Origin of the sequence: Candidatus Desulfofervidus auxilii (assembly GCA_030262725.1) — a bacterium.
GTDB lineage: Bacteria > Desulfobacterota > Desulfofervidia > Desulfofervidales > Desulfofervidaceae > JAJSZS01.
This window is the reverse complement of sequence record JAJSZS010000008.1, coordinates 17,475-40,061: the sequence shown is the minus strand read 5'-3', so window position 1 is coordinate 40,061 and position 22,587 is coordinate 17,475. Positions and strand designations below refer to the sequence as shown.

Annotated in this window: 22 protein-coding genes; 15 read left to right on the top strand and 7 right to left on the bottom strand. The window is 31.4% G+C overall.

Features of this window, described 5'->3' with window-relative positions:
* The first annotated feature begins 67 nt into the window (after positions 1–67).
* The 9 genes from LWW95_05930 to LWW95_05890 all read left to right on the top strand — a co-directional run bounded on the left by LWW95_05930 (position 68) and on the right by LWW95_05890 (position 9,520).
* Positions 68–715, top strand: a complete 648-nt coding sequence (locus tag LWW95_05930) for a response regulator transcription factor (protein MDL1956573.1) — start codon at positions 68–70, stop codon at positions 713–715.
* 35 nt (positions 716–750) lie between these two features.
* Positions 751–1,728 (top strand): hypothetical protein, encoded by a 978-nt coding sequence (locus LWW95_05925; GenBank protein MDL1956572.1) that lies wholly within the window; start codon positions 751–753, stop codon positions 1,726–1,728.
* The gene (locus LWW95_05920) at positions 1,728–2,165 is read left to right on the top strand and encodes a GspH/FimT family pseudopilin (GenBank protein ID MDL1956571.1); all 438 of its coding nucleotides are present in this window, start codon (positions 1,728–1,730) and stop codon (positions 2,163–2,165) included. Before LWW95_05925 ends, LWW95_05920 begins: the two co-directional genes overlap by 1 nt.
* Positions 2,166–2,191: 26 nt before the next feature.
* Positions 2,192–2,710 (top strand): hypothetical protein, encoded by a 519-nt coding sequence (locus LWW95_05915; protein ID MDL1956570.1) that lies wholly within the window; start codon positions 2,192–2,194, stop codon positions 2,708–2,710.
* 14 nt (positions 2,711–2,724) lie between these two features.
* Positions 2,725–3,732: a hypothetical protein gene (locus LWW95_05910; protein MDL1956569.1), complete on the top strand. Its 1,008-nt coding sequence runs from the start codon at positions 2,725–2,727 to the stop codon at positions 3,730–3,732.
* Positions 3,732–4,175 carry a hypothetical protein gene (locus LWW95_05905; protein ID MDL1956568.1) on the top strand — a complete coding sequence of 148 codons (444 nt, stop codon included), beginning with the start codon at positions 3,732–3,734 and terminating at the stop codon, positions 4,173–4,175. The genes LWW95_05910 and LWW95_05905 overlap by 1 nt, the downstream gene beginning before the upstream one ends.
* A gap of 63 nt (positions 4,176–4,238) precedes the next feature.
* Positions 4,239–4,553 (top strand): hypothetical protein, encoded by a 315-nt coding sequence (locus tag LWW95_05900; protein MDL1956567.1) that lies wholly within the window; start codon positions 4,239–4,241, stop codon positions 4,551–4,553.
* The gene (locus LWW95_05895) at positions 4,550–8,209 is read left to right on the top strand and encodes a hypothetical protein (protein ID MDL1956566.1); all 3,660 of its coding nucleotides are present in this window, start codon (positions 4,550–4,552) and stop codon (positions 8,207–8,209) included. The genes LWW95_05900 and LWW95_05895 overlap by 4 nt, the downstream gene beginning before the upstream one ends.
* Before the next feature lie 45 nt (positions 8,210–8,254).
* Positions 8,255–9,520, top strand: coding sequence for a hypothetical protein (locus LWW95_05890; GenBank protein ID MDL1956565.1), 1,266 nt, complete (start codon positions 8,255–8,257; stop codon positions 9,518–9,520).
* 15 nt (positions 9,521–9,535) lie between these two features.
* Here the strand turns inward: LWW95_05890 and sixA are convergent, their stop codons facing one another.
* The gene (sixA, locus tag LWW95_05885; protein MDL1956564.1) at positions 9,536–10,015 is read right to left on the bottom strand and encodes a phosphohistidine phosphatase SixA; all 480 of its coding nucleotides are present in this window, start codon (positions 10,013–10,015) and stop codon (positions 9,536–9,538) included.
* Between the two features lie 328 nt (positions 10,016–10,343).
* Here sixA and LWW95_05880 point away from each other — a divergent pair, with 328 nt between their 5' ends.
* Positions 10,344–11,054 (top strand): PEP-CTERM sorting domain-containing protein, encoded by a 711-nt coding sequence (locus tag LWW95_05880; protein MDL1956563.1) that lies wholly within the window; start codon positions 10,344–10,346, stop codon positions 11,052–11,054.
* A 19-nt stretch (positions 11,055–11,073) separates the two neighbouring features.
* Here the strand turns inward: LWW95_05880 and LWW95_05875 are convergent, their stop codons facing one another.
* The 3 genes from LWW95_05875 to LWW95_05865 are packed head-to-tail and all read right to left on the bottom strand — an operon-like array spanning position 11,074 to position 14,718.
* Positions 11,074–12,612: an EpsI family protein gene (locus tag LWW95_05875; GenBank protein MDL1956562.1), complete on the bottom strand. Its 1,539-nt coding sequence runs from the start codon at positions 12,610–12,612 to the stop codon at positions 11,074–11,076.
* Between the two features lies 1 nt (position 12,613).
* Positions 12,614–13,600, bottom strand: coding sequence for a radical SAM protein (locus LWW95_05870; protein MDL1956561.1), 987 nt, complete (start codon positions 13,598–13,600; stop codon positions 12,614–12,616).
* 17 nt (positions 13,601–13,617) lie between these two features.
* On the bottom strand, positions 13,618–14,718 hold the full coding sequence (locus LWW95_05865) for a glycosyltransferase family 4 protein (protein MDL1956560.1): 1,101 nt from the start codon (positions 14,716–14,718) through the stop codon (positions 13,618–13,620).
* 131 nt (positions 14,719–14,849) lie between these two features.
* Here LWW95_05865 and LWW95_05860 point away from each other — a divergent pair, with 131 nt between their 5' ends.
* Both LWW95_05860 and LWW95_05855 read left to right on the top strand, forming a co-directional pair.
* The gene (locus tag LWW95_05860) at positions 14,850–15,287 is read left to right on the top strand and encodes a nucleotidyltransferase domain-containing protein (protein ID MDL1956559.1); all 438 of its coding nucleotides are present in this window, start codon (positions 14,850–14,852) and stop codon (positions 15,285–15,287) included.
* Positions 15,280–15,675 carry a DUF86 domain-containing protein gene (locus tag LWW95_05855; protein MDL1956558.1) on the top strand — a complete coding sequence of 132 codons (396 nt, stop codon included), beginning with the start codon at positions 15,280–15,282 and terminating at the stop codon, positions 15,673–15,675. Before LWW95_05860 ends, LWW95_05855 begins: the two co-directional genes overlap by 8 nt.
* On the opposite strand, the gene LWW95_05850 is transcribed toward LWW95_05855, so the two are convergent.
* From LWW95_05850 to LWW95_05840, 3 genes are all read right to left on the bottom strand, one after another.
* Positions 15,666–16,883, bottom strand: coding sequence for a glycosyltransferase family 4 protein (locus tag LWW95_05850; protein ID MDL1956557.1), 1,218 nt, complete (start codon positions 16,881–16,883; stop codon positions 15,666–15,668). The genes LWW95_05855 and LWW95_05850 overlap by 10 nt on opposite strands.
* A gap of 152 nt (positions 16,884–17,035) precedes the next feature.
* On the bottom strand, positions 17,036–17,926 hold the full coding sequence (locus tag LWW95_05845; GenBank protein ID MDL1956556.1) for a hypothetical protein: 891 nt from the start codon (positions 17,924–17,926) through the stop codon (positions 17,036–17,038).
* Positions 17,917–18,759, bottom strand: a complete 843-nt coding sequence (locus LWW95_05840) for a PEP-CTERM sorting domain-containing protein (protein ID MDL1956555.1) — start codon at positions 18,757–18,759, stop codon at positions 17,917–17,919. Before LWW95_05840 ends, LWW95_05845 begins: the two co-directional genes overlap by 10 nt.
* Positions 18,760–19,090: 331 nt before the next feature.
* On the opposite strand from LWW95_05840, the gene LWW95_05835 reads away from it, so the two are divergent.
* The 3 genes from LWW95_05835 to LWW95_05825 are packed head-to-tail and all read left to right on the top strand — an operon-like array spanning position 19,091 to position 22,586.
* Complete coding sequence (locus tag LWW95_05835) at positions 19,091–19,636, top strand: polysaccharide export protein (protein MDL1956554.1); 546 nt, start codon at positions 19,091–19,093, stop codon at positions 19,634–19,636.
* A 43-nt stretch (positions 19,637–19,679) separates the two neighbouring features.
* A complete protein-coding gene (locus tag LWW95_05830) occupies positions 19,680–20,849 on the top strand; it encodes an outer membrane beta-barrel protein (GenBank protein ID MDL1956553.1) in 1,170 nt (389 codons plus the stop codon).
* 3 nt (positions 20,850–20,852) lie between these two features.
* Positions 20,853–22,586: a lipopolysaccharide biosynthesis protein gene (locus LWW95_05825; GenBank protein ID MDL1956552.1), complete on the top strand. Its 1,734-nt coding sequence runs from the start codon at positions 20,853–20,855 to the stop codon at positions 22,584–22,586.
* Position 22,587 lies beyond the last annotated feature (1 nt).

Below are 22,587 nucleotides of genomic sequence, written 5' to 3'. Positions count from 1 at the left end.
CCAAAATATTTTTAATCAATTTCTTTCAATTTGACAAGTAATCTTTAATTGGGTATTAGATAAAAAGATGAAAATTCTTCTTATTGAAGATGATCCCAATTTAGGGGAAAGTCTTAAAGAATATCTCGAAATAAACGATATTAATGTAAAGTGGGTTATTGATGACAGGCTTGTTGAATCTATACTAGAAAATGAAGTATTTGATGTCATTATCCTTGATTTAATCCTTAAATATCAAAAAGGTGAGGACATTTTAAAAAAAATAAGGGAAAAAGGTATAACTACACCAATTTTGGTCCTCACTGCCAAAAAAGAATTAAAGGACAAAGAAGTTTGTTTTGAAGAAGGAGCGGATGATTATTTAACAAAACCATTTGCTCCAAAGGAGCTTATTTTAAGACTTAAAGCCTTAAATCGACGCAAAATGTCTCTTCCAAAAGTAATTGAAATAGACAACTTGAAAATCCACTTAGATTCAGGTGTGATTTTAAAAGACGGTCAAGAAATAAAAATATCTCCAAAAGCATGGGAATTGCTTTGCTTCCTTATTAAACATCGTGGACAAGTTGTAAGCAAGGAAAGAATACTAAATTATGTTTGGGCGGATAATCCAGTAGGAGATGAAATTATCCGAACTTATATAAAAGAATTAAGAAAAATTTTACCTGAAAATACTATAGAAACTTATAAAGGCAGAGGTTACCGATTAAAATAGGTTTTGAACACAGAATATTAATTGCTTTTTTCATTATGCTTACATTGGGTATATCTGCTCTTAATTTTGTTGCCATCAGCTTTTATAAACTTTCTCTTCTAAATGCCTTTTATGATAAGGTAGAAACAGAATTAAAACTTATTCGTGAGAACAAAAATCAAAATCTTCCTGAATATTTTAAAATATCTAATTCTATAATTAATGAAAAAAATTGGCTACTTCTTACTCCTTCGCTCAATGGAAAATTTGTCTATATAAATCTAGATCATGTAAACAAAAAAACAAAAAATTTTGCTTTAAATCTTTTTCTCTGGGAAACTTTTTTAATCTTTGCTCTTACTTACATTTTTTATAAACTTTTATGGCACCATATAAGAGAAAGAGAAGAAAATAGAAAATTTTTAGAACTTATCCTTCTTACTCTCTCACATAAATTAGGCAATTTTTTAGCTATACAAAAATTGAATCTAGAAATCCTTAAACAAAAAATTTCATCCCCTGCTTTAGATAGATTAAATAAAAGTTATAATTTCATTGAAACAGAATTTAAACACACATTAAATATTATACGAAACTTTAAGGCTAGAAAAATAAATGTAAAAAACATAGATCTAAAAACACTTATTGAATTAATTCTTCAACAGTTTAGAGAGATTTTAAACAATAAGAAAATTATATTGAACCTAAAAGAAACAAAACTTACCGCTAATCAGACAGATTTAGGAATGATTTTTTATCTTTTAATTGAAAATGCTGTAAAATATGCAGAAAAAGAGATATATATTTCTTTATATAATGAAGCCAAAAATATTGTTTTGTTTATAAAAAACGATATTAATCCTAATGTTCCAAAAGGAAGCGGCATTGGCTTAACACTTGCTAAAAGACTAGGTGAAAGGTATAAAATGAAACTTTTTTATAATGAAAAAGATGGTTATTTCGAACTTAAATGTTTGTTTCCTACAAGAAAGTTTCACGATTTTTTCACAATAAATAGTATAAGGAATAAGTAATGGGAGTTAAAGGTGTAACTTTAACTGAGCTCTTAGTAGTTATAGGAATTTTGGTTATATTATTAGGTCTTGGCACTATCGGCTTTAAACATCTTGTAGCAAATTATAACCTAACTGATGCAACAAACCAATTATATTCTGATTTAGAATGGGCAAGGCAAAAATCTCTTGGTAATGCACACAGATTTGGCATCCAGTTTGTGCCAAATAGCTATACTATTTTTGAAGACCAAAATGATAACAATGCATACGATACAGGAGAAGAATTGGAAACAAGAAATCTTAATAACATCACTCTTTCTGGATACCCTGCTAACAATAGAGTCCTTTTCACTCGCAAGGGCACACCAGATCAGTCATTCACACTTACTTTAACGCATAATAATGGAAAAACAAAACAAATTTCAGTGTCAATATTTAGGATAAGGATACAATGAAAAAAGGATTTACGCTTGTAGAAGTAATGATAGCTTTAACTATACTTGGAATCATATTAATAGCATTAACTCATGCTACTGTAACTATCATAAAACATAATGCCTATTTAGAGCATAAAAAAACTGCTATTCAAATTGCTGAAGCAACAATAAATTATCTAACAAATTTGCCTTATAATGATGAACTTTTGAGTGATATTGTAAACAACAATACCTTTATAAATAATCCACATCCTGACCCAAATGGTAATGGTAATGTTTACTTGTTAGACAATGGAAATGATCAATATGATGGAAATGCAGATATAGCAGACGCAAATGATGCAACAAATGGTATAGACCATCCAAGTACTGCTTTAGCTATCACAACTTATAATACAATTACTCCTATCACAAGAGTTTCTTCTAAGACTTATTATAAAATTTGGGGAATAGATACTGCAGCTGATTGGAAAAATATAGTTGTTGTTGTTTATTGGTTTGAAGGAAACAACACTAGTACACCTCATTTTGTGACTTTAGAAACAATAAAGAGGCAACCATAATGCAAAACAGAGGTATGACATTGGCGGAGCTTTTAGTAATAATGGTAATATTTATTATCCTCACTTCAGCTACATTAACATTTTTGTCTAACCTAACTAAACGCTCTTATCAAGAAGCCGCAAAAACAAGGACTACACAAACAGGCATTGTATCTGAATCTATATTATTAAGAGATGTAGCCATGGCAGGACTAGGAGTCCCTGTTATTGTAAGAATTGTAGCTACAGACTACTTTGTGCCTATAGGTTCAAACAATAATAATGGCCAAAATAATTCTGATGAATTAATAATTAAAGGAGCTTCTATTTCTTCTGCTGCTGATAATTATATGAAATGGGGATATAATACAAGCTATATCAATGCTACAGATACAACTGTCACTATCACCTCAAACCAAGAAACTCCTGCTCCTAGTTATCCTAACTTCCCCCAGTTTGAAAGCAACGATAAAATTGTCTTTTTAAATACTGAAACAAAAGAACTTTTTGGAAACATATATACAATCCAAGGCGTAGCAGGAAATAATCTCAGTTTAAATAATGCTACAGGTTTTATAGCTGATATAAAAACTGTATTTGCTTTTAGTCTTGGAGGCATCAGTAAAACTGATGCTGGAAATAACATTAATACTTTTCAAGATTATTTTTTAAATACTTTTACAGGCTATCGTTTATGCAGTTGTAATGCAAATAATATATGCTCATTATGTCGTGTTTATGGTTCATCTATGCCTATTTTAGATGGAGTATTAGATTTCCAAGTTCAATTTGGGCTTATAGATCCTGCAGGTAATGTTACATGGGAAGATGATATTTCTGGAGAAGCTCCAGTTACATTAAAAAATCGACTTAGACTTGTGCGTATTTTTATTGTAAAACAGTATGGAAAAAGAGATCCTTCTTATAATTATCCAAACGCCACAATAAGTACAGCAGATAACATTGTTAACCTTAATAGTGAATTACGCCATTATCGCTGGCGCACAATTACCTTAGAAATACCTTTAAGGGAGTTACAATAATGAATAACAAAGGGATAGCTTTATTAACAGTACTAATGGTAATGATTATGGGAATAATTTTGATAGGTCTTATTACATATCTATGCACAAGAGGCTATCAAACATATGGTAGTGCTAAAAACTACAATATAGCTCTTCAAATGGCACAGGGAGGAATAGAAGAAGCAATAATAGATTTAGAAACAAAAACATATGGACAACTACAAAATTTAATCAATAATAACCCTCAAACTGGTGATCCTGGCGATCCTAATGATTTTTATGAAATATGGCAAGTATTTTGGAAACCTCTTGCTGGATTTAAAGGAGTGCCAGTTTTCCCTCCTATTTCAGGAGCTTATACAGGAGTAGCTGGTGTTGGTATTTATTACCTTGTCCATTCTCAGGCTACCAAACACAATAGTCAAGCAGATTTATATATTATGTATGTAAAAGGATATTAACACATACACTTCACGATTTTTTCACAATAAATGGAGTAATAAAGAAGAATAGAGGAGGAAAACATGAGAAAAAATTGGCTATTTATAATCTGTTTAGGAATTATGTTGTTTTTTCCAACACATACAGGATTTACACGCAGCCATTATTATTTTAATGGTAAAGTAAATGCTATTTCTAAAAACTATGACTATATAAATGTTTCGGGAGAAGATTTTTATATTGCTCAAGATTGTAGAGTAGCCATTCACAAGGAGGTAAATGGGGCATTTTTTGAAAATCCTGCATCTTTAAGAGATATTAAAATTGGAGATTGGGTTACTATAAAGGTTATAGACAATTTAGTTACTGAAATTTTAATAGAGAGGTATAAAAGATGAAAAAAATATTATTTATTTTCCTTATAAGTTTTACATCATTAATAGGAAGATTAGCCTTCACTCAAACTATGGATAATTATTGCGCTGTGCCTCCTTTTATCTCAGCCCAAGGTCCTCCTCTGGTAATGCTTGTTATGGGAAGAGACCATAAACTCTATTATGAGGCTTATAATGATGCCTCTGATTTGGATGAAGATGGACTGCTTGATGTAGGATACAAGCACTCCATAGATTATTATGGATACTTTGACCCTTATAAATGTTACAAATATGAAGGTTCTGGAGCTACTGCTAAGTTTGTTCCTACCAGAATCACATCTGATAAATATTGTGGTGGAGAAGATGAATGGAGCGGAAATTTTTTAAACTGGCTTTCTATGTCTAGGATGGACGTTTTAAGAAAAGTGCTTTATGGAGGATATAGAAGCACGGATTCTTCATCAGAAACAGTTTTAGAAGGAGTTTATATCCCTCAAGATGCCCATAGCTGGGGAAAGGAATATTTTGGTAATGACACCAGGTTACTTACTCCTTTTGACTCCCCCACAGCGGGTAAAAGGCATCTTTTCTGTGTAACTTCTACCAGTGAAGGCGAGCCACACAAAATAAGGGTGTTACTTAATAGGTCTAATAGAATATGGGAGTGGGCATCAAAAGAAAGACCAGTTTGTGATAACAGTCTAGGAACACCAGATGGTGAATATTATGTTAGAGTAAAGGTTTGTGATCCATCTGTGGGTGTTGAACCAAACTGCAAAGAATATCCAAATGGGAACTATAAACCCATTGGGCTTTTGCAAAAGTTTGGTGAGGGAAATGGAACAAAGGTATGTTCAAAGAGCTTTAAGTCGTGTAATACAGATAGTGATTGCAAAAGCGATGAGGGAGTCTGTGTAGATATGGCTCAAATGTATTTTGGACTCTTAACTGGTTCTTACACAAAAAACTTAAGTGGGGGTGTCTTAAGAAAGAATATATGGTCTATTTCAGATGAAATAAATCCCAATACAGGTATATTTAAAACTTCGGAAAATACTGAAGGTAATATTATACTCACTTTAAACAGGTTAAAAACAGTGGGATTTAGATATTCTGATTATAGCTATCAAGGAAGCTATACGTGTGGGTGGATCACTACCCATCCATTAAATGAAGGAGAGTGCCGCATGTGGGGCAATCCCATTGCAGAAATGATTTACGAAACTTTGAGGTATTTTGCAGGTAAGGGAAGTCCTACATCAGAATTTACTTATAGTTCTTCTAGTGATACAGGATTACTACTCCCTAAACCTGACTGGGGGATTAAAAAAGCCGGAAATACCCTTCAGCTTCCTGAATTGTTCCCCTGGTGTTCTAAACCTTTCATGGTAATTATCAGTGATATCAATCCCAGTTATGATTCTGATACTGTGCCAGGGAGTGCTTTTGAAAGTTATTCAGGTGACCTTTCTGACTTAGATGTAGCTGAATTAGCCAAAACCATAGGAGATGAAGAAGGTATTTCAGGGGCAGACTATTTTATAGGAGAAAGTAATGGTGTATATGATTTTATTTGTTCTGCTAAAAATGTCTCAGACTTGAGTAAGGTTAGAGGCTTATGCCCTGAGGAGCCCACTAAGCAAGGTAGTTATTACTCAGCAGCTCTTGCTTATTATGGACATACGGATTTTAAAAATAATTTTGCTGACCCCACAAAGGCAGAAAATGTAACTACCTATAGTGTAGCCCTTTCTTCTCCTGTGCCTGAAATAAAGATTCAAGTGGGCGACCATACCGTTACCCTAGTTCCTGTGGGGAAATCTGTTAGTGGATGTCTTAGTGTATATAATTCATGCGCGCAAAAATGCAATTTAACTTATGATAGCGATAGAGGTTTAATTATCAGTAATTGTTCTTCTAATGCTTACTGTCCTTCCAATCAGATTGTAGATTTTTATGTCGAAGAGATTACACCCACTTATGGAAAGTTTAGAATAAATTTTGAAGATGTTGAACAAGGAGCAGACCATGATATGGATAGCGTTGTAAAATATGAATATTGTGTGGGAGATGCCTGTAATCCCCCCTTGCCTGCTAATCAGCTCAAAATTACCTTAAGTTCAGACTATGCTGCTGGATGTATAGACCAGGTTTTGGGATTTGTCATTTCTGGAACCAGTGAAGATGGGCTTTATTTACCAGTAAAAGACAGTGATACTGCCCCTCCACCTGGAGATGGCGATACACCTTCAGTGGTTGCTAGTATGCCTTTAACTTGGGAAAAAATATTTACCATCTCTGGCTCTTCAGCAGCTACCCTTTTAAAAAACCCTCTTTGGTATGCAGCAAAATGGGGTGGTTTTGAAGATATAAACAATAATAACAAACCTGACTTATCTAATGAATGGGACAAAGATGGTGATGGAAAACCTGATACCTATTTTTTTGTAGCTAATCCTTTAAAATTAGAAGAGAAGCTTTCTAAAGTGTTTGCCGATATTCTCAAACGCGCCTCTTCTGGAACTGCGGTCTCTATGCTTTCCACTTCAGTAAGAGGTAGCGGTAATTTTTGTCAGGCATATTTTTTACCTTCTTTTACAAGTGAAAATAATGAAAAGTTATCTTGGGTTGGTCACTTAAAAGGATTTTGGATTGATCCATATGGGCAGATAAGAGAAAACACTACCAATGATAAGCAATTAATCTTAGATGAAGATAAAGTTATGAAATTTTTCCTTGAAGATAATGAGACAAAGATTCATCTATATAGTTCAGATTGTAATGGTAAAGTAACATTTCCTTGTTCACCTGATGAGACAAAAACATTGTCTAATTTAAAAACTCTTTGGGATGCAGGGAAAGCATTATGGCAAAGGGATGCTGGAGATAGGACTATCTATACTTCAACAGATAGTTCATCTTTATTGAGTGGCAATTTTACAACAAGCAATGCTTCTACTTTGAAACGTTATCTCAGAGCTTATGATGATGACGATGCAGAAAATATTATAAATTATGTCCGAGGAATAGATGTAGATGTATGTTTGGATAGTGATGAAGGCACATGCAATAGTAGTGGGCATAGAAATCGGGAATTAACTATAGGAGGAGAAACTCATATTTGGAAATTAGGAGATATTGTTTATTCCACACCCAGAATATTATCACATTTTCCATTAAATCTTTACCATATCTTATATCAGGATAATACTTATGAGAGTTTTATCCAAGATACTTATTCTCAAAAAGTATGTTCTAATAATCCATCACAGACTTGTACTCAAGATTCAGATTGTTCAGGTGGTAGCTGTATTTATAAGCACAAAGATTATCTCTTTGTTGGAGCAAATGATGGGATGTTACATTGCTTTTATTTAGGTAAAGTAAATGACAAAAACCCAACAACTTCTGAACCTTGTCTTAAAGCCGAACTTGAAGGAACAGATGTAGCAAAGGAACTTTGGGCATACATACCTATGAATGCTTTACCTTATTTAAAATATTTAGCTTATCCAGATTATTGTCATATCTACTATGTAGATCAAAGACCAATGCTTTTTGATGCAAGCATTAACGGAACTGCTACAGCTGCTAAAAGTAAAAATAGTTGGCGAACTATTTTGATCGGTGAGATGCGTTTTGGTGGCAGTCCTAATCCACCCAGTAATGCACCCTGAGTTAAGGGCAAGAGGGTAGGTCTACCCTCTATTTTTGCTTTAGATATTACTGATCCAGAATCACCATCATTACTTTGGGAATTTTCTGATCCTGATTTAAACTTCACTACATCTTATCCAGCCATTGTCAGGATTGGTGATGAAGATGAAAATGGTCATTGGTATGTAGTCTTAGGTTCTGGTCCAACAGATTATAATGGGGATACACCACCAAGTACAGGTTATATTTATGTTATAGATTTAAGAGATGGAAGTTTGGTTGGAAAATTACAGATAGGCAGTAATACCTATGTTGGTGATTGTGTAGCAGTTGATCCAGATAATGATTATAATGTAGAAGCTATCTATTGTGGTACAGTAGAGAAGTCAGGTAATACACTTACCGGAAAAATGCTTAGGATTTTAACAAATGAAAGCACAAATGTAGCAAGTTGGCAGATAACTACACTCCATAATGCTGCTGCACCTGTTACTGCTGCACCAGAATTGACTTTTGATGAACAAGGCAATCTTTGGTGTTTCTTTGGTACAGGGAAATATTTTGGTCAAACTGATAAAACAGATAATACTCAACAGTATATTTATGGAATAAAAGACACTTGTTGGGACTCACAAAATAAAGAATATGGAACTTGCTCAACTGTAACTGACATTTTTGATGCAACAAATGTTCAGGTTTCTGCCACTGCCAAATCCTATCTTTGTGCCTGCGAAGGTGGGGTTATTGGGCCGTGTTCTCCTGGAGAAGATAATATTTGGGGCACATCTGATGATTATCCTGATTCAACAACCACCAACATGGCTACAGAAAAGATAGTAACAGAAGTAGTCAATGTCACTGTAAGTGGTTGTGGTGGTTATACAGGCACTGATTGGGATGGTTGTGTTAATTATATCTTGACCAATTATAACGGTTGGAAAATAAATCTATCTACCTCAAGTCCAGCTGAGAGAGTTATTTCAAAACCAGTTGTTGTTGGTCAGCTAGCAATGTTTACTTCTTTTCTACCCAATAATGACATTTGCGGTTATGGTGGAGATACATATTTGTATTCTATTTATTATAAAGCTGGCATACCCTATAAAGAACCTGCTATATTGCTTGATTTGAATGTTGCATTCAAAAGTAATAAAATACAATCCCATGTTCATATTGGCAAAGGTGCACCTGCTCTTGGCGAAAGCATTGTAACAAAACAGATAGGCAAGGAATTAAAAAGCTACGTGCAGCTTTCTACTGGAGAGGTAGTAGAAGTAAAACAAAAACCTGTTTTCTTGCCTAATATAACCCAATTTTGGATTGAGAAATAAAAGCATAGTTACTAGTTAATCACTATAACCAGCTATAATTCTTAATTGCTCTGGTGTTATAAGAAAGATAAGTTTCCCCTTCTCCTCTTCTACTGAAATATGGCAAACCCCACCATATTGAAACTGGATAGAAACACCTGTATCGCTCAATAGTCTTGAAGCAATTTCTGCTAAAGAAGGTAGATGACCTGCTACAAAAATATTTTCTTTATTAAGAGATTTTAAGTAAGAAATAGCCTCTTCAGGTGAAGCTAAAGGCTCAAAAACAGAATTTATAACAATTTCTCCTCCATATCCACATTCCTTAGCTACAATCTCTGCTGTTTGCTTTGCCCTCTTTTTTGGACTACTAATAATAACATCAAACTCTATCCCCATTTTTTTTAAAGCTTTTGCACTCAACTCAATCTGCTCCTTTCCTTCAGGTGAAAGACCCTTTTCTGGATCCTTTTCTTTTGGTAAAGCCTCACCATGTTGCATTAAATAGATCTTCATTTTTTCCTCCTTTTAAAAAATTTTTAAAATTTTATTATAGTAGACATTTAAGTCAAGTGAATTTTTTTTCATATTATAAAATTTTATTAAATATTTTGGACATTTTTTATATGAAAAATTTTTCACAAAAAGAGAAAAAAATTTCATATGTAAAACTTTATATTTAAAAATAACACAATTTATTATTTTAAAATTTTTTCTTGACTTGGCATAAATTTTGCCGTAAAAAGTTTGTAAAGTAAAAAAATAATTAAGGAGGGGGAGGTATGAAGAATAAATTTCTGATCCTAACTTTATACAAAGAAAAAATAACTTAAGGAGGGATAAGATGAAAAAAATCATTGTATTTAGCTTACTTTTATTTTTAGTAATGGGTGTAACTAACACCTTTGCAGCTTTTGTGAAAAATATAAGTCCACTTGATGCTTATAATATGTTGTTAACAGATGATATTGATTATTTGGTTGATGTTAGAACACCTCAAGAATGGAGTGGTTATGATTATTGGGATCCCCGTCCTGGAAAGGGATGGAAAAACACACCTGGTCATCCTGGAGGTGATGGATTAGAAGGAAAAGTCTTAAATATTTCTTATATGCTCTTTGACTATGAAAATGAAGCAAGAGTAAAAAATCCTTATTTTTTGACTGATTTTCAAGAACTTATTCCACTTGATGCTACGGTAGCTTTAATGTGTCACAGTGGAAAACGCAGTCTTTTAGCAGGAAATGAATTGATAAGAGCAGGTTATACTAATGTTTATAATATTGTTGGTGGTTTTGAAGGTAGAACTAGTTGTGATGGTACTTATTGTTGGAAACCTTTTTATGATGAACAATTGGGTGAGTGCCCTGGTTGGATAGATTATGGATTGCCTGTTATTGATGAAGATTCAACTGGGGCTTATCATTATAAAGAAATCGTAATGGTAGAGTGGAATCCTCCTCAAGCACCTACTCCTATTCCAAGTACTATTTTACTTTTAGGTTCTGGCCTTATTGGTTTCATTGGATTGAGGAAAAAGATTATAAAGCGTTAGATTATTATTTAAGGGCAGCTTAATTAAGCTGCCCTTTTTTATTTAAAAATTCAATCATAACAGATTCAAGATCTTTAACAAAATTATTTAATCGTTTTTGGGCAATTTTTATATCCTCATTGTATTTAATTGGTGTATAAACATGAATTGTTAGGTCATAAGTATTATCTCTTTTTAAGGCATGCAGAGCTAAATGAAATCTGTTTTCAAAAATATGGCGAGCTATTTTGCTCTTTGTTTGAAACCAGAAATATAATAATTGTCTTTGTCCCATTTTTTCAGCCAAAAGCCTTGTTACTACAAAATTTTTATAATAAGGTATATTGGGAATTCTATAAGTAGTTTTTTCCAAAATTTTCCAGCCACTTGCAGGTAAGCAAACAGTAGGACTATGAAAAAATTCTTCTGTTTCCATAAAAGGTGTTCCACGATAGCCTATATAAACTGAAACTATTTCTTTCTTTTTATTAATATAAGTAGCTTGAAAACCCTCCTCTGCTCCTGATCTTTTTAAAATTTCTGGGTCAATTGGTTCTAAAATACCTTTCCATCCATTAAATTCAAGAGGAAATGCCTTTATACCATTAACCAGTTCAACTCTTGGCATAGTAGCTGTGCTAATAGAAGTTAAAAAGAGCACACTTAACAGAACTACTATAATACCAAAAACAACATAATTATTTTGCTTTTGTTTTAAATCCTTAACTATATCTTTTTGTTTTTTAAAATCTTTAGGTGGCAACAATTTAAGTATATAATTAAAACCCATCAATAAAGCAAATGATGCAATAAATATAAACCAACCAGAAAATCCATGAAAAAATCCTTCTGCCACTTTTGGGCTTACCCATTGATAAAGTATGGCAGTAATTCCCACTCTTAAACCATTCATCAAAACCGCAATAGGAAGAGTTAAGATAACAAGTATTATTCTTTTCCATAAATGTTTTTGAAAAAAGTATGCACAAAGAATACCTAAGGCTATTAAAGGCAAAACATATCTTAAACCACTACATGCATCCACAACCTGCAATTGAACATCACCCAAATCAATTATATTTCCTTCTACATGCACAGGAATACCAGCAGTATTGATTATAAAAAAAGCCAATTTAGATGAAATCAATTTTAAAGACATTGTTAATGGGGCTTGAACATGTTGTGGAAGTGGAATCATAAAGCCAAGCATTATTAAGGGTAAAAATAAAGTTTTAAATGCATCAATCCCATAACAGAAAATAACAATGCAAACCAACCAAAGCCACCATGATATTCTTGCTGCAGATATATCTGAACCTAGGACTCCATAAAGAGAAAATAAAAAAGTAAATAAAATTAATGGAAATATCTTTAAACAAGGCTTAATTTGTATATTTAATAAATCTTTTCTCCTTTCCCAAATAAGGTATCCAGCAATAAAAGGCATTAATAATGCATGAGTATAATCTTTATTTGTAGACACTTTTTTATAGATGCCTATTAAAGTAGGAGTATAAATGCTAAAAATTAAAAGAGACAAAATAATAATTTGTATGATTATTATTCTTGAATGCTTCATTTTAAGGCCAATCAATTTTTTTAAAGAATTTTGCTTTTATTACCCATTTTGTGGGAATATGAATATATTTTTTCATAATTTCCCCAACACTACCAATCATCCAACAATTTCGATTACATCTTTTTACCATTTCTCTTATTCTTTCTGCTTCTGGACTATGCCATATTTCTTCAAAACTTTTTTCTTTTAAATTTCCCATTGTCTCTTCCATAACATTACATGGTCTTACCTCACCCAATGGATCTAAATAAAAAGAATTAAAAGCCATCTCACAAGGCAATAATCTTTTTTTTCCTTTAATATAATTTATAATTCCATAATTAAAATATGCCCTATACCAATCCTTTATCCTATTTGACCTTAAAAGTTCTTTTATCAATTTTTTGAATTCACCAATAACTAATTCTTTATCTTTGATTTCATTATCAAACTTATGAAAATAATAAGAATTATGCACAGTAGCTGTAGCAAATTCCATTTTCATTAATTTTGAAAGTCTATAAAGTGGTAATAAATCTTTAGCATTTTTATCTGTTACAGTCATCCCAAATCCCACATCTTTCATACCCATAGCTCTTAATTCAATTAATGTTCTTAACCCTTTATCAAAGCCATCTTTTATCCCCCTTAGCTCATCATTTATTTTGGGCAAACCTTCAATACTTATTCTAATCCCTATATCTGGGTGTTTTTTTGCCAATTTAATAATTCTTTCAGTAAAAAAACCATTTGTGCTGATTACCAGTCTTTTACATTTCTTTTTTAAAACAGAAACAATTTCATCCAAATCATCTCTCATAAATGGTTCACCACCTGTTACATTTATTACCCTTATTTTTGGCAATTTCTCCAATGTTTTTACATCAATCTCTTCGCTCTTTTTAGTAGGATACTTCCATGTGTTACACATATAACATTTAGCATTACATCTATAAGTAACACCAATAATCCCAAAGATAATTGAATTACTTCTCAAAAAATTAATCATTTTTTCTCCATTAATATTTAATTTTTTAGGATTTCATAATACAATTGCTCAAATTCATCTGCAATCTTATCCCATGAATAATGTTTACAGACATATTCTGCCACATCTTTTTTCTTTTCATAGATTAATTCTGGTTTATCAATCAATGTTTGTAAACATCTTTTTAAATCTTTATAATCCTTTGACTTAAAAGAATATCCATAATTGCCTAAAGCTTCCAAATTTTCAGGAATATCGCTTACTACACAGCAATTTCCATAACTCATCGCTTCAAGCAAAGAGGTAGGAAGCCCTTCTATCTCTGAAGGCAACACATAAATATATGCGTTGCTAAAAAATTCTTCTAATAGCTCTCCATGAATAAATCCCGTAAAAATTATATTTCTATTTCCTTGAGCCTTTTCATACAATATTCTTTTATATCCTTCTTCATGTGGAGCATCACCTGCAATAACCAATTTTAAATCTGTCTTCAGCTCATTGAATGCATCAATTAAATAATGGCATCCTTTGTCTGGAACAAGTCTAGCTGCAAAAAAGATATAATCATTTCCATTAATTCCAAATTTTTTTATTTTTTTAGGTGGTCTTTTTATTGGTTTATTCACCCCAGTTGGAATATAAACAACTTCTCTACCAAATTTCTTTTCATAAAAATCTTTTAATACCTTTGATACAGCTGTCACTTTGTTAGGAAAATAAACAGCTGATAAATCACTTAATTTAAAAAATGTTTTTCCCAAATATCCCCATTTTGGTCTTTTCCACTCAATACCATGAATCTGAACCACAGTTTTTCTACCTAACATTCTTGGTAAAAAAGAAAAAATAGAAGGCCCCACTGCATGATAATGCACAATATCAATATCTTTTTCCAAAAACTGATCAAGGCTAGCTAAAAAACAAAGCGATATTTTTTGTAAACTTTTTGTATTAATACACGGAAGTATTTTAACCTTCATACCTTTATATTCATTATTTCTAGTTTGATAATAAGGACTACAATAAACTATTATTTTATGACCTTTTTTTACCAATCTGCTGCCCAACTCTTCTGTATACTTCTCTATCCCACCTCCTAAAGGCATCCCTTTTAAAGCTATATAAACTATCTTCATGAGTATAATTTGATTTTCAAGATATTCTTAAAGTATTTTAAACAGAAATCTCGCATTTTTGCAAATATTTTTATATTTAGGAATCTTAAGTTAACTTTACTAATTTTCCTGAAAATGATAAAAACAAACATATGAAAAAATCGAATTTATTTAAAAAATTAAAAAAAGAAATTTTGGATATTTATAAATCTATTGATTTTATAATAGTTTTTGGCTCTTATGCTAAAGAACATTACAGTGAATTAAGCGATATAGATATCGCCATACATTTTAGCAAAATGCCAGATATTTTAGAATTGGGATACATAATAGCAAAGTTAGAAGCAAAATTGTGTAAAAAAATAGACATCATCATTTTAAATGAGCTTTATAAAAAAAATGCAAAATTTTGCAGACACATAATTACAGAAGGTATTGTTTTATATGTAAGTGACAATAATAAGTTTATTGAATTTAAAAAAAACACTCTGCTCTATTATCTAGATTTAAAAGATTTGTATGAAAAAAATATAAAAAAATTTTTGGAAAGAATCGAAAGAAATAAAATCGGAGAGCAAAATTATGTATGAGAGACTAATCACTTTAGAGAGAAATATAGCTGAATTAAAAAATTTTAAAATAGAACACACCTTAGAAGATGTATTATCAAACAAAACAAAGGAATGGGCTTTACGTTATGGCTTTTTAGAATCTATTCAGATCATAATAGATATAGCTTGTCATATATGTGCAAAATATAACTTGGGAAGCCCAAACAATTATAGTGAATGCATTGAATTACTTAGAAAATTCAAGTACATAGATAAAACCTTAGAAAAAAAACTCATAGGAATGGTTGGTCTAAGAAACATTTTAGTGCATGAATACATATCTGTTGATACAAAGCTACTATATAAACTTCTGGATAACATTGATGACATGAACGAATTTATAAAACAGATTAAAGATTATATTTGAGCCTTTTCATAAACTTCCATCAATTTTTCATAATGTAATTGAGCATTATATTCTTTTTCAACTTTTTCTCTGGCATTTTTCCCCATCTCTATAATTTTAAATCTATCTTTTTTTATCATACTTTCCATTTTTATTTTTAAATCATCAATGTCCCCTGCTTTAAATAAATATCCATTAATCTCTTCATCTATCATTTCTGTAATTCCTCCAATCTTTGCTCCAATTACTGGCTTTCCATAGGCAAAGGCTTCTAATACACTCATAGGGGCATTTTCATACCATTGTGAAGGCAAAATTATAGCTAGAGCATTTTGAATAATTTTTTTTAACTTACTTCTACTTAAGTAACCTGTAAACTTAATATTTTTATTATTCAATTTTTCCACTTTTCTCTCCATTTCTACTCTAATTGGCCCATCTCCTACAATCATAAGTTTTATTTTTTTATGATTTAAATTACAAAATGCATCTATTAATAAATCTATACCCTTTTCCATTGAAATACGTCCAAAATAAAGAAAATAATCCTCAAAATCATAATTTGGTTCATACTTATTTAAATCTATAAAATTTGGGATATAAATAATTTTTTCTCTATCCATGCCAAATTCAATCAATTTATTTTTTAAAAATCGGCTTGGTGCTATAAAAAAATCTACATTTTTTTTATATTTTCCTAAAAATTCATTAAAAGCTGTCTCAACAACATAAATAAATGAAGCAAGATAACTATTCTTATGACATTTATTTAAAATTGCCATATAAAACTTTTTCCCCTTACAATCTTCACAAACCTTTCCATTACGCATCAATTTATAATTTGGACATATAAGCTTATAATCATGCAAAGTCATTACTACAGGCAAACTATATCTTTTACCAGCATCTAAAACAGAGGTTGTAATACGACCATAAATATTATGAGCATGTATGATGTCTGGTTTAAAATAACTTAAAAAATTTTCAAAAAGATTTTTATTTCTTTTTGAATAAATAATCTCACTTATTAATTTTATAGCTGATAAATTGAATTTCACCTTATCAGTTTGAATATTTGGAGGAAAAAAAGAAGCATATTTGCTTGGGAAATTTTCTTGATGATCTCTTGAAAATACTCCTACTATATGCCCATGTTTTTCTAATAATTCAATCTCATTAAAAAATACCCTTTCTGAACCACCACGCAAATAATAATAATTATTTAGCATTGCTATTCTCATATAATTTAGGAATTTCTAGAATTTCAGAAAATTCTATTAAATTGCTAATCTGCTTTTTATTTCTGCAATTTCACGCTTTAAAATCAATCCTAGTTTTCTTCTTTTAAAGCATTAGAAATAGCTTCTGCAAGGATTAATACTTAAATTCCAATACTTTTTCTTATTGCCAAAACACCAATTAATCCACTTCCAAGCAATAACAGCGTTGATGGAATAGGAATAGGAGGAGCAGTGCCTGCATGTTCAATAAAAGCAGTATAATTTTCCAAATCAGCAACAAGCACCCCTTTTAATTCACCAGTAACAGCACCTAAATGAATGGGTTCTGTATATACAAAATATATTTCACCATCATCTCCTACACCTGTTTCACTCCAATCATAAGCGCCAATAAAACCAACAAGTTCATCTATGCCCCATTCTTGGAAAGGATCTAAGTTACTTACATCAACAAAATCAAAGGTAAGCCCTGTAATAGTCATTGTGCCAGAATAATAGCCAGAAAGAGAAAAACTTCCAGTGGATATATAAATCTCTAAAGGAACAGTGTTATAAATATCAGTCACTGTCTCATTAGTCACAGGTGCATAAAATGTTCCACTATATTGAGTACCAAAAAGGCTTGTTAATTCAGTTGGATTTGCATACCCTATTGCCCCAAAATCACCATAAACCGCTACGTAGCCATGTTCTGGCTTTTTAGCATTAATGAAGTTGCTTACATAGTCTTGCATCTCTATATAAGGTGGACATCCTATGGTTCCTTCAGATGTGCCCATACCAAAACCATAACCTGCATAATCTCCAGAGGTTATACTTAACCAAATAAAATTATTGTTATATTCTCCAATAACTGCTCCTGAAAATATTCCTTCAAAATTTTTTATTTCAACCCTAACATCCACATTTCCTGAGAATACCTGCTTATGGTAAGGAAAGCCAACTAAATCAGTCCTGTCTGCCATTGCCAAAGCTGAAAATAGAATAAATACAAAAATAATCAATCCTGCAAAAAAATTTTTTAGCTGCATTTTCCTCTCCTTTTTCTCATAACCAAAATACCAAACAGTCCACTACCTAAAAGAAGAAGTGTTGAAGGTAAAGGGACAGCATGCTCTATCAAAGCATCTTTTCCATCTCCTACAATATCCTCTATTACTCCATAAAGTGGAGGACTAACCCCTCCTAACCACCAATATCCTGTTTCTTCTGGCAGATCTACTCCAAATCCTTTCCCATCTCCCCAGTCACAGATATAGATGAAAAGCTCTGCTTCTAACAAATCTTCAAATTCTAATTCAACTAAATAAGCAGCAATTCCACCATTATAATAACCAGTTCCATGACCATAAAAAAGTTCGGTTTCAACATTTAAAAGAATATTTGTATCATATGAAGTAAATGAACTACTAGTTTCTTTATATGTAAAATTGCCATGACATTGTGTATCTTCAATTCTTGCAAGAACAAATTCTCCCCCTTCTTCAGTGCCATAACCTATTGCAGCTATATCTCCACCTATAGCTATGTGTGTTTCATCAGATTCTGGATCATAAAACCAAGTGCTTATTCCAGTATAAGTATCACCATTAACACTGACTTCCCAATTATTAAAACCAAATTCAAAACCAGCAAATGTCCCAGAATTAACGCTCAATGAGAAATGATTATCAATACTCACTGTCCCATTAATGTCACCACTTACTTCACCACTAGCACTTCCTTCCTCTATAGTTACATTTACAAACTCTTGCCAACTTACAATATCAACATCCTCACCTGTTATATAAGTTGTGTGAGCTACAGCTAGAAATGGTAATAAAACAATTATCAAGATTAATAAAATTAAAAAATTCTTTTTCATAATTGCCCCCTAAATTAAATTTAATTATTAAGCTTACACTAATGTTATGAATATGTCAAGCAAAAATTGTGCCAGAATAAAAAATAGATTTTTTAAGCATTTCAAAATAAAAAAAGAAAAAATTTTCACATTTTGTGAATTATTTTTCATACAAAAAGTTTTTAAAAATTGGGCGACTTTTAAAAATAAGAAATTTCTTTCCTTAATTTTGACCAAGTTAGAAGAATATGATAAGGAATTATTGCGCATTAATTTGGCATTATTTTTGCCATTGACACTTTTATTGATGGATGATAGGAATGTTTTAAAAATTTAAAAATAGGGTATTAAAATGAAAAAATTTATTTTTTTAGTAATTTTTTTACTTTTACCTATCAAAGTCTATGCACAGTCTTCATCTTTTGTCCTTGGGCCAGAGGATGTATTAGAGATTTCTGTTTGGAAGGATGAAGCATTGACAAAACAGGTGATTGTGCGTCCTGATGGAAAAATAAATTTTCCTTTAGTAGGGGAGATTCAAGCAGCAGGAAAAACAGTAGAAGAGGTAAAAAAAGAGATTACAGAAAAATTAAAAGAATATATTTCTGATCCAGTAGTTACAGTGATGTTAATTGGGATAAACAGTTATAAAATTTATATTGTTGGTAAAGTAAATAAGCCTGGGGCATATACTTTAGGAAGAAGGATAAATGTGATGCAGGCATTGGCTATGGCAGGAGGATTTTCTCCATTTGCAGACCTAGACAATATCAGCATCCTGAGACAAGAAGGGGGAAAACAAATCAGAATCAAGTTTGATTATAAAGCAGTTTCTAAAGGCAAAAAGCTTGAGCAAAATATATTTTTAAAAAGTGGTGATGTAATTGTTGTGCCGTAGGAATGAGGTCAAAATCTAAATGTTAGTGAGGTGGGGCTTTATAATGTTTTTCGTTATTTTGGCAAATATTTTATATGGTGCTCAATACAAAGTTATACCTTCATTTTCTTTAAGGCAAAGTTATGATGATAATATATATCTTTATTGGAGAGGCAAAAAAGATGATTTTGTGACTTATATTCGTCCAAAAATATTAGCTTCTATTAACACAGAAAAAACAAAGATTAATACAGAAGCTCAAGTAAATATTTTGCGCTATGCAGATGAAACAAACTTAAATACAGAAGAACAGATTTATAGAATAGGATTAAGTCATTTAAAAACAGAAAGACTGACACTTGCCTTAAATGGAAGATACATAAGAGATACAACGCTTGAATCAGAATGGACAGAGACTGGTATTGGTTTAGAGCGTAATATAAGAAAAAATTATTCAGGGGATGGCTTAATAAGTTATTCTTTGACAGAAAAAAGTCTTATTACATTTTCTTCTTTTTATATGCGAAGTGATTATGAATCAGCTATATATATAGATTATTGGTATACAGGTGGAAATTTAGCCTATGAATACCATTTAAGTGATGGAAGGATTTCTTTAATTAGCAGATTAGGTTATAATTATTTTAAATCAGATTTAGGGCGAACACATAATGTATTATTTTTTGGTGGAATAGATTATATGTTTTCTGAAAAAACTCAAATAAGTGGTTTTTTAGGCTTAAGATATTCAGATTCTAAAGTTAAACTTAGAAGGTACATGATCTTTTATTTTTTAAATTACCCTATTATTGTGCCATATACAGAGACAAAAAGAGAAAAAGGTGTTGGAGCATTATTGAATGTAAGTTTTTCTAGGAAAATGGAAAAGGGGACATTTTTTATAGGTATAGAGAGAGACATTATACCGAGTGTAATTGGGGAGATGATTTTTAGAGGAAGGGTTTATAGTAAGATTGACTATAATTTTACAGAAAGACTAAAAGGTATTTTTTATGCTAGCTATTATAGAGGAGAAACAAGTGGTGATGTAAAAACATTAGATTATTATAGCTATGATGTAAGACCATCAATGCAATTTTTCTTAACAAAAAATTTTTCAGTTGAATTAGCTTATTTAAGACAATTTTATAAAAGCAGACTTACTGATTTTAAAGCTGAAAGAAATGTTATTTTTTTGGGAATTAATTGGTCAAAATTATATTTATGGCAATAAAAAATGGTTAGACAAATTTCTGAAACAGAATATAAAGGGATAGCTGATTATATAAGGATTTTTAAGAGAAGAAAAAAGGCATTTTTAATCTCTTTTACATTAGTATTTTTATCTTTTTTGCTTTTAGCCATTTTGCTTCCGCCTGTATATCGGTCAACAGCTACTATACTTATTGAAGAACAAGAAATTCCACCTGACTTAGTTAGAACGACTGTTACTGGTTATGTAGAAGAAAGACTTCAGGCTATTACTCAGCAAATTATGAGTCGTCCAAGACTTTTAGAGGTGATAAATAGATTTAATCTTTATGCAGATTTAAGGGAGAAACTTACGATTGATGAAATTATTGAAAAGATGAGAGATAGCATTGAATTAGAAACAATCAGTATTGAAGTACCGAATCCAAGAGAAAAGGCAGCTACAATTGCTTTTACTCTTTCTTATGAAGGAAAAGAGCCTAATACAGTTCAGCAAGTAACCAACTATTTAGCCTCATTATATTTGGAAGAAAATTTAAAAAATCGTGAAACAAAAGCAAAAGAAACTACCCAATTTTTGGAAGCCCAAATTGATATGCTTAAAAAACATATTGAAGAATTAGACAAAAAAATTGCTGAATTTAAAGAAAAACACCTTACAGAATTGCCAGAATTGACACAACTGAATCTGCAAAATTTAAGAAGATTAAGTGATGAGATTGCCCGTTTGGATGATCAGATAGCCATGTTACAAGAAAGGAAGATTTATTTAGAAGGTCAGTTAGCTACAATTAACCCTTATTTACCTATAATTTCTGAAACTGGTGAAAGAATCCTTACGCCAGAAAAGAGATTAGAACTTTTAAAAAATCAATATATAAGTGCTATAGCAACACTTTCTCCCAAACATCCAGATGTCTTAAAACTTAAAAAAGAAATAGAAAGCTTAGAAAAAGAAGTAAAAGTTAGAAATGAATTACAAAATGATATAAAAAGGTTAGAAAATTTAAAATCCCAATTGGCAAGCCTAAAAGAGAGGCTATCTGATAAACACCCTGATATAAAGAGGTTAAAAAGAGAAATTGCAGAGCTTGAGAAAAAGATAGAAAAATCTTCCAATGAATTAAAGACAACAATTGTTAAAGAACCTGATAATCCAAGTTATATAAATCTTTCTACACAAATTGCCTCCACAGAGATGGAGATAGAAAATTTAAAAAAACAAAGGGAGGAATTGCGGAAAAAATTGGAAGACTATCAACGCCGTTTAGAAAGGATGCCAGAGGTAGAAAAAGAGTATCAGAGTCTTTTAAGAGACAAAACAAATGCTGAAATAAAATATCGTGAATTAATGGATAAATTAATGGAAGCAAAGGTGGCTGAAAGACTTGAATCAAGCCAAAAAGGAGAAAGATTTACCATCATTGATCCACCACAATATCCTGAAGAACCTTGCAAACCCAATCGTTTAGCTATCATTCTTATTGGCTTTATTCTTTCTTTAGGCACGGGCATAGCTGCGGTCTCTATTGCTGAATACATTGATCATTCAGTAAAAGGAGTAAAAGACATTGCTTCAATTACTTCTATACCTGTAATTGGTATCTTGCCTATTATAGAAACAGAAGAAGATATAGCAGCTAAGAAAAAAATTAAACTTGTTTATATTGCTGGAGCATTATTATTAATGATAATTTGCCTAGTATTTGTTCATTTCTATTTTATTAAGCTTGATATTCTTTGGTATAAAATTTGGTAGA

Coding starts and splice junctions, on each gene's coding strand:
- LWW95_05925 (MDL1956572.1), top strand. CDS start 751: ATGCTTACATTGGGTATATCTGCTCTTAATTTTGTTGCCATCAGCTTT.
- LWW95_05875 (MDL1956562.1), bottom strand. CDS start 12,612: ATGAAGCATTCAAGAATAATAATCATACAAATTATTATTTTGTCTCTT.
- LWW95_05910 (MDL1956569.1), top strand. CDS start 2,725: ATGACATTGGCGGAGCTTTTAGTAATAATGGTAATATTTATTATCCTC.
- LWW95_05860 (MDL1956559.1), top strand. CDS start 14,850: ATGAAAAAATCGAATTTATTTAAAAAATTAAAAAAAGAAATTTTGGAT.
- LWW95_05900 (MDL1956567.1), top strand. CDS start 4,239: ATGAGAAAAAATTGGCTATTTATAATCTGTTTAGGAATTATGTTGTTT.
- LWW95_05835 (MDL1956554.1), top strand. CDS start 19,091: ATGAAAAAATTTATTTTTTTAGTAATTTTTTTACTTTTACCTATCAAA.
- LWW95_05915 (MDL1956570.1), top strand. CDS start 2,192: ATGATAGCTTTAACTATACTTGGAATCATATTAATAGCATTAACTCAT.
- LWW95_05825 (MDL1956552.1), top strand. CDS start 20,853: ATGGTTAGACAAATTTCTGAAACAGAATATAAAGGGATAGCTGATTAT.
- LWW95_05880 (MDL1956563.1), top strand. CDS start 10,344: ATGAAAAAAATCATTGTATTTAGCTTACTTTTATTTTTAGTAATGGGT.
- LWW95_05845 (MDL1956556.1), bottom strand. CDS start 17,926: ATGCAGCTAAAAAATTTTTTTGCAGGATTGATTATTTTTGTATTTATT.
- LWW95_05870 (MDL1956561.1), bottom strand. CDS start 13,600: ATGATTAATTTTTTGAGAAGTAATTCAATTATCTTTGGGATTATTGGT.
- LWW95_05930 (MDL1956573.1), top strand. CDS start 68: ATGAAAATTCTTCTTATTGAAGATGATCCCAATTTAGGGGAAAGTCTT.
- LWW95_05830 (MDL1956553.1), top strand. CDS start 19,680: ATGTTTTTCGTTATTTTGGCAAATATTTTATATGGTGCTCAATACAAA.
- LWW95_05865 (MDL1956560.1), bottom strand. CDS start 14,718: ATGAAGATAGTTTATATAGCTTTAAAAGGGATGCCTTTAGGAGGTGGG.
- LWW95_05905 (MDL1956568.1), top strand. CDS start 3,732: ATGAATAACAAAGGGATAGCTTTATTAACAGTACTAATGGTAATGATT.
- LWW95_05840 (MDL1956555.1), bottom strand. CDS start 18,759: ATGAAAAAGAATTTTTTAATTTTATTAATCTTGATAATTGTTTTATTA.
- sixA (MDL1956564.1), bottom strand. CDS start 10,015: ATGAAGATCTATTTAATGCAACATGGTGAGGCTTTACCAAAAGAAAAG.
- LWW95_05855 (MDL1956558.1), top strand. CDS start 15,280: ATGTATGAGAGACTAATCACTTTAGAGAGAAATATAGCTGAATTAAAA.
- LWW95_05850 (MDL1956557.1), bottom strand. CDS start 16,883: ATGCTAAATAATTATTATTATTTGCGTGGTGGTTCAGAAAGGGTATTT.
- LWW95_05920 (MDL1956571.1), top strand. CDS start 1,728: ATGGGAGTTAAAGGTGTAACTTTAACTGAGCTCTTAGTAGTTATAGGA.
- LWW95_05895 (MDL1956566.1), top strand. CDS start 4,550: ATGAAAAAAATATTATTTATTTTCCTTATAAGTTTTACATCATTAATA.